Source organism: Desulfosarcina sp., assembly GCF_033791525.1.
GTDB lineage: Bacteria > Desulfobacterota > Desulfobacteria > Desulfobacterales > Desulfosarcinaceae > Desulfosarcina.
The window spans coordinates 1-4692 of the sequence record NZ_JASJGN010000458.1; the positions used below are offsets into that span (position 1 = coordinate 1).

Sequence of the window (4692 nt, forward strand, 5' to 3'; positions counted from 1 at the left end):
GCACCAAAGACCCCCTCTGACATGAGAATGACACCGACCAGAGGAAAGATAAGTCAGCGTGTAATTTCCGAAGGACATAGGGGTCGCATCTTAATTATTAATTATTGACAGGTTTGGACCATACAGATTACAGATGCCCACACAGGGCAGATAGGCTGCCCGGCGGTTTCATCCTTCCCAAAGGTTCCCAGCCATGGCCAGGCCGCTGCGCGTTGAATATCCAGGTGCCTTTTACCACGTCATCAATCGCGGCAATGCCGGTGAAGACGTCTTCAAAAGCCTTCGTGACCGTGAGAAATTCCTCGAATATTTAGAGACCGCCTGTTCGCGGTTTTCCATTCGCATTCACACTTACTGCCTGATGACCAACCACTACCACCTGCTGGTGGAGACGCCTGAGGCAAACCTGAGCCGGGCCATTCAATGGATCAATGTCAGTTACGCCGTATATTTTAACATCAAGCGACACCGTCGCGGGCATCTGTTTCAGGGACGATTCAAGTCGTTGCTGGTAGACGCAGATGAATATCTCAAGCATCTGTCGCGATACATCCATCTGAATCCGGTTCGGGCAAAGATGGTTGAATCGGCATCCCAATACCCATGGAGCAGTTACCCTTTTTTCATCGGCAAACTGAAAATGCCCCCATGGCTTTGCGGGGATTGGCTTCTATCCCAGTTCGGCAAAAATCTCCGGGAGGCGAGAAAGAACTACCAGGCCTTCGTTGAAGCGGTCAATCCATGGACGCTTGAAGATCCCGGCAAATCGCCGGTGGGCGGTTTTATTCTTGGGGGTGTGGACTTCGTCAATTGGATTAAAGAAACGTTTCTCTCTTCTGAGCAAGCGAACAAGGAGAAGCCTCAGTTAACCGCACTGAAACCCGGAATTGACATAGGAGATATTATTTCGTTGGCCGGCGACGAGTTTGGCGTCGGTCCCGAGCAGATACTGGCCAAAGGGAAGAAGCGAAATATTGCCCGGGACGTTGCCATCTATCTATCAAGGAAACTTACTTGCCTGAGCGGCAAAGACCTGGGCCAACACTTTGGTAATATATCCGGCGCCGCCATTGCCATGCGTTACAAGGCTGTCGGCAAACAAATTCATAAGAATAAAAAGCTTAAAAACCGGATCAAGACCATGGAGGGGCAAATAATTAATAATTAAGATGCGACCCCTATGTCCCCGACCCCTATGTCCCTCCATAGTTTTTGGGCTTCTATGGCGCAAGGTGGCCTGGATGTGAGCCGCTGGCTCTCCCTGATGATAAAGGGTTGATGCCGTTAGATGTCCGACCACTCAGGTATTCGATTCCAACCCAAGCGCACCTTGCTTATATCCAGGGTCCACGATTGCCAGCCGTGATAGGCCGATTGCCGGATTGACATTTCGATCTTCATTCTTAATTTGGTCCTATTTGGGGGGCAGTTGGAGCATGGTGCCGCGCCAGCAACGGCCCGATATGTTGCCAATCATCCCAGCAGTCACACAGATCTGCCAGCCTTGGTTTTATTGCTTGATCCGCTCTCAAAAACTGAAATCTCATTCTTGACACCTCGGGCATCTGCATCCTCCCGTGGCAGGACGTTCACATGGCTCGGCCCTGAAATCCGGGCACCTGGAAAGGGTGCGGCCCGTCTGTTTGCGGAAATTCTGCACACTGACCGCCAAACACAATTGAGACACACCTGATGGAATAGGAAAAGGAACAGAAATGAATGCAACCCATGTAATTTCAACCCCCTTGCGCTACCTTGACAAAGCCCTGAACGGCCTGCGTGACCTTGGTCTGATGCCCGAAAAGCCGGATGAGATGCCGGTGGTCGCCCTGATCAACCAGATCAGCGACCTGGACGAGGAAAAGACCATCGCCATCGCCCGCACCCTCAGTAACACGACGGTCTTTAACGAGGTGGTGCGCGAGCAGATTACGGCCATGAACGTGGGCGAGCGCTACGAAACCATCACCACTGCCTTTAACAGCATCCGCGACGATGCAAAATCCATGGTCGAGCAGCTCGATGATGGCAAGATCGACACCATGGAGCGGTTAGGCAACTTCTGGATGAAGGCCACCCGCGGGGATATTCCCAGCCGTTTTCGCAAGATCAAGAAGACTTACCTGGAGGTATCGGCCGACACCAAGGATCAGATGGAACGCGAGGGCCAAATCCTGGAGTCCTACCGGGATTTTCGGGGAGCCCTGAAAGCGTCCCAGGTGATGGCCTTCCAGGTGCTCAAGAAAGCCGAGACCGCAGTCGAAGTTGCCAAGGCCCGCTTGGAAGCATCCGCCGAAGCCCTGGACACTTACACCGGACAGGACCGCGAGCAGATTGCCCGACTTGAGCTTACCCGCGATGAGCACCTGCGCGATCTGCAGGAAGAAGACAAGCGCTATCAAATTGCCAAGGATCTGGCCGAAAACCTGTCGGTGAGCTACAACACCACCGACGTAGTCATGGCGCGTCTGGCCCAGACCTCCGACGTCAAAGCGCGCGTTTACTCCCAATCGGTCTCTTTTTTCGGCACCAACGAAACTGTATTTACGGCCTTAAACGCCTCTTTTACCAGTCTGCAAGGGCTACACGAGGGCACCGAAACCCTGAATGCCATGAAAACGGGCATCAACCAGAGCCTGGAGAGCCTGGCCGATGTGGGCGACCAGGTGCAGGAGAAAGCCCTGCGTGCCGGCTACGGGCCCACCATCAAGGCCGAAAGCGTCAAAAAACTGCTCGACTCGGTGATCAATTTCCAGGAAAAATCGCACTCGCTGATTACCGAAATGCGCGAATTGAGTACCCGCAACGAGCAGGAGATCCGTCAGGCGGTGGAAGACGGCAAGCGGCGCATGGTGCAGTTGACCGCAGCTGGACAGTAACTGAGCCATGAATGATACCGATCAATCCCGCAAGATCGAACTCAACGAAGTCATGCTGGCCATGGACGTGGTGGACACGCTGCGGCACCAGCAGTCTATCGTCGACCGTGAATTGGGCGTCGAGGACCACGACCGGGCGCTGATCGAAAAGGTCCGCAACATTTACGCCGGACAGGGGCTTACGGTATCCGACGACGTTATCGCCGAAGGTGTGAAAGCCCTTCGCGAGGAACGTTTTACCTACAGCCCTCCCCAAAACAGTTTCCAGCTGACCCTTGCCCGCTTGTACGTCAACCGCGGGCGCTGGTTCAAACGGGGGGCGCTGGCGATCGTAGCCTTGTTGGCGATTGTTTTGGTCTACCAGTTCACCGTGGTGGCGCCGAAAAAGCGCGCCCGACTGCAGCATCAGCAATCCCTGCAGGAACTTAAGGCCATGCCGGCAAAGCTGGCCAACCAGCGGGACCAAGTACTGGCCGAGGCGCGTGAAGATGAGGCCCGGCAGCAGGCCGAAGGGCTTTACCGGGATACCATGGCTGCCGTGTCACGCCAGGATGCCGAGGCCGTGGACAAAGGCTACGCAGCCCTCAATCAGATTTACGCACAGTTGACCCGGCAATACGAACTGCGCATCGTTTCGCGCCCGGACACGTCCAGCGGCGTGTGGAGAGTCCCCAAGAACCAATCCAATGCACGCAACTACTACATTATTGTCGAAGCTGTTACCGCTGACGGCAACCGCCTTTCTCTGCCTGTTACCAGCGAAGAGGATGGCAAGACGAGCACCGTTGAGCAGTGGGGACTGCGGGTCGAGCCGGCCATTTTTGAGCAGGTCAAGCGCGACAAGGTGGACGACGGAATCATCGGGCGCAATGTGTTCGGGGTCAAAAAACGCGGCTACCTGGCCCCCCAGTTCGCCATCCCGACCACCGGCGGCGCCATTACCCAGTGGTAATCGTCCAACGCGGAGTTTCATAAAATGATCACCGGCAGAGACACGCTACAGGAAATCAACAACCATGTGTTGCAGGCCCAGTCCCGGATTGAAGCGGTCGATCGGGAAATGGACGGCCTGAACGCACAGTTAAACCAATCACGCATCGAAACGGCAGAGCAATACCGTGAGTTGGCAACGTTCAGGCTCGATGAGATCAGGGCCGGCAACGTGACGAGCCGGATGAACAAGGCCTATTTGGCCGTGCCGGCCTTCATGGACAAGCACAAACAGGTTCTATCGGCCCTTGAAAATGATATCACCCAGGAGCAACAACGCCAGCAGATGCTTGAACAGCAGCGCGAAACCTGCCGCGATGCACGCGACAAGGCTGCAGACGTCCTCTGGAAGCAGATCCAAAAGAGTAAATCGGCACTGGAAAAGAACGCAGACTATGGCCACCGGCAGGAAAAAGCGGCCGCGGCGGTTCAAGTGGCCGGCCGGGCCGATGAAAAAGCGTCCCAGTCCGAGGCCGACCTGGCCAGCAAGGGTAAGCCTTACCAGGACGATATGCTTTTCATGTACCTGTGGAACCGTCGGTACCTCACACCCGACTATCGGCACGGCGGGTTTACCCGCATGCTGGACGGATGGGTAGCCCGCCTGATCCGATTTAAAGAAACACGTGCCGACGACCACATGCTAAACGAGCTTCCCCAGCGTTTAAGAGAGCATGCCGACAAAGCCGCCGAGGAGGCTGAAGGCCAGCAGCAGTCCTTACTGGTGATGGAGAAACAGGCGGCCGAAAAAGACGGTGTGGCCACACTGCAGGCGGCACTGGATACGGCAGAGAAACAGCTGCAGCAAATCAATGATGACATC

General features: G+C 55.2%; 4 protein-coding genes. All 4 read left to right on the plus strand.

Translation table 11 applies throughout. From position 1 onward, the window contains the following. Positions 1-193 precede the first annotated feature (193 nt). Positions 194-1168, plus strand: coding sequence for a transposase (locus tag QNK41_RS21550; RefSeq protein WP_319261478.1), 975 nt, complete (start codon positions 194-196; stop codon positions 1166-1168). A 547-nt stretch (positions 1169-1715) separates the two neighbouring features. Beyond that, on the plus strand, positions 1716-2879 hold the full coding sequence (locus QNK41_RS21555; RefSeq protein WP_319261480.1) for a hypothetical protein: 1164 nt from the start codon (positions 1716-1718) through the stop codon (positions 2877-2879). Between the two features lie 7 nt (positions 2880-2886). Continuing rightward, positions 2887-3831 (plus strand): DUF6384 family protein, encoded by a 945-nt coding sequence (locus QNK41_RS21560; protein WP_319261482.1) that lies wholly within the window; start codon positions 2887-2889, stop codon positions 3829-3831. A gap of 24 nt (positions 3832-3855) precedes the next feature. Continuing rightward, on the plus strand, positions 3856-4692 hold an 837-nt coding region (locus QNK41_RS21565; RefSeq protein ID WP_319261485.1), incomplete at its 3' end, for a hypothetical protein.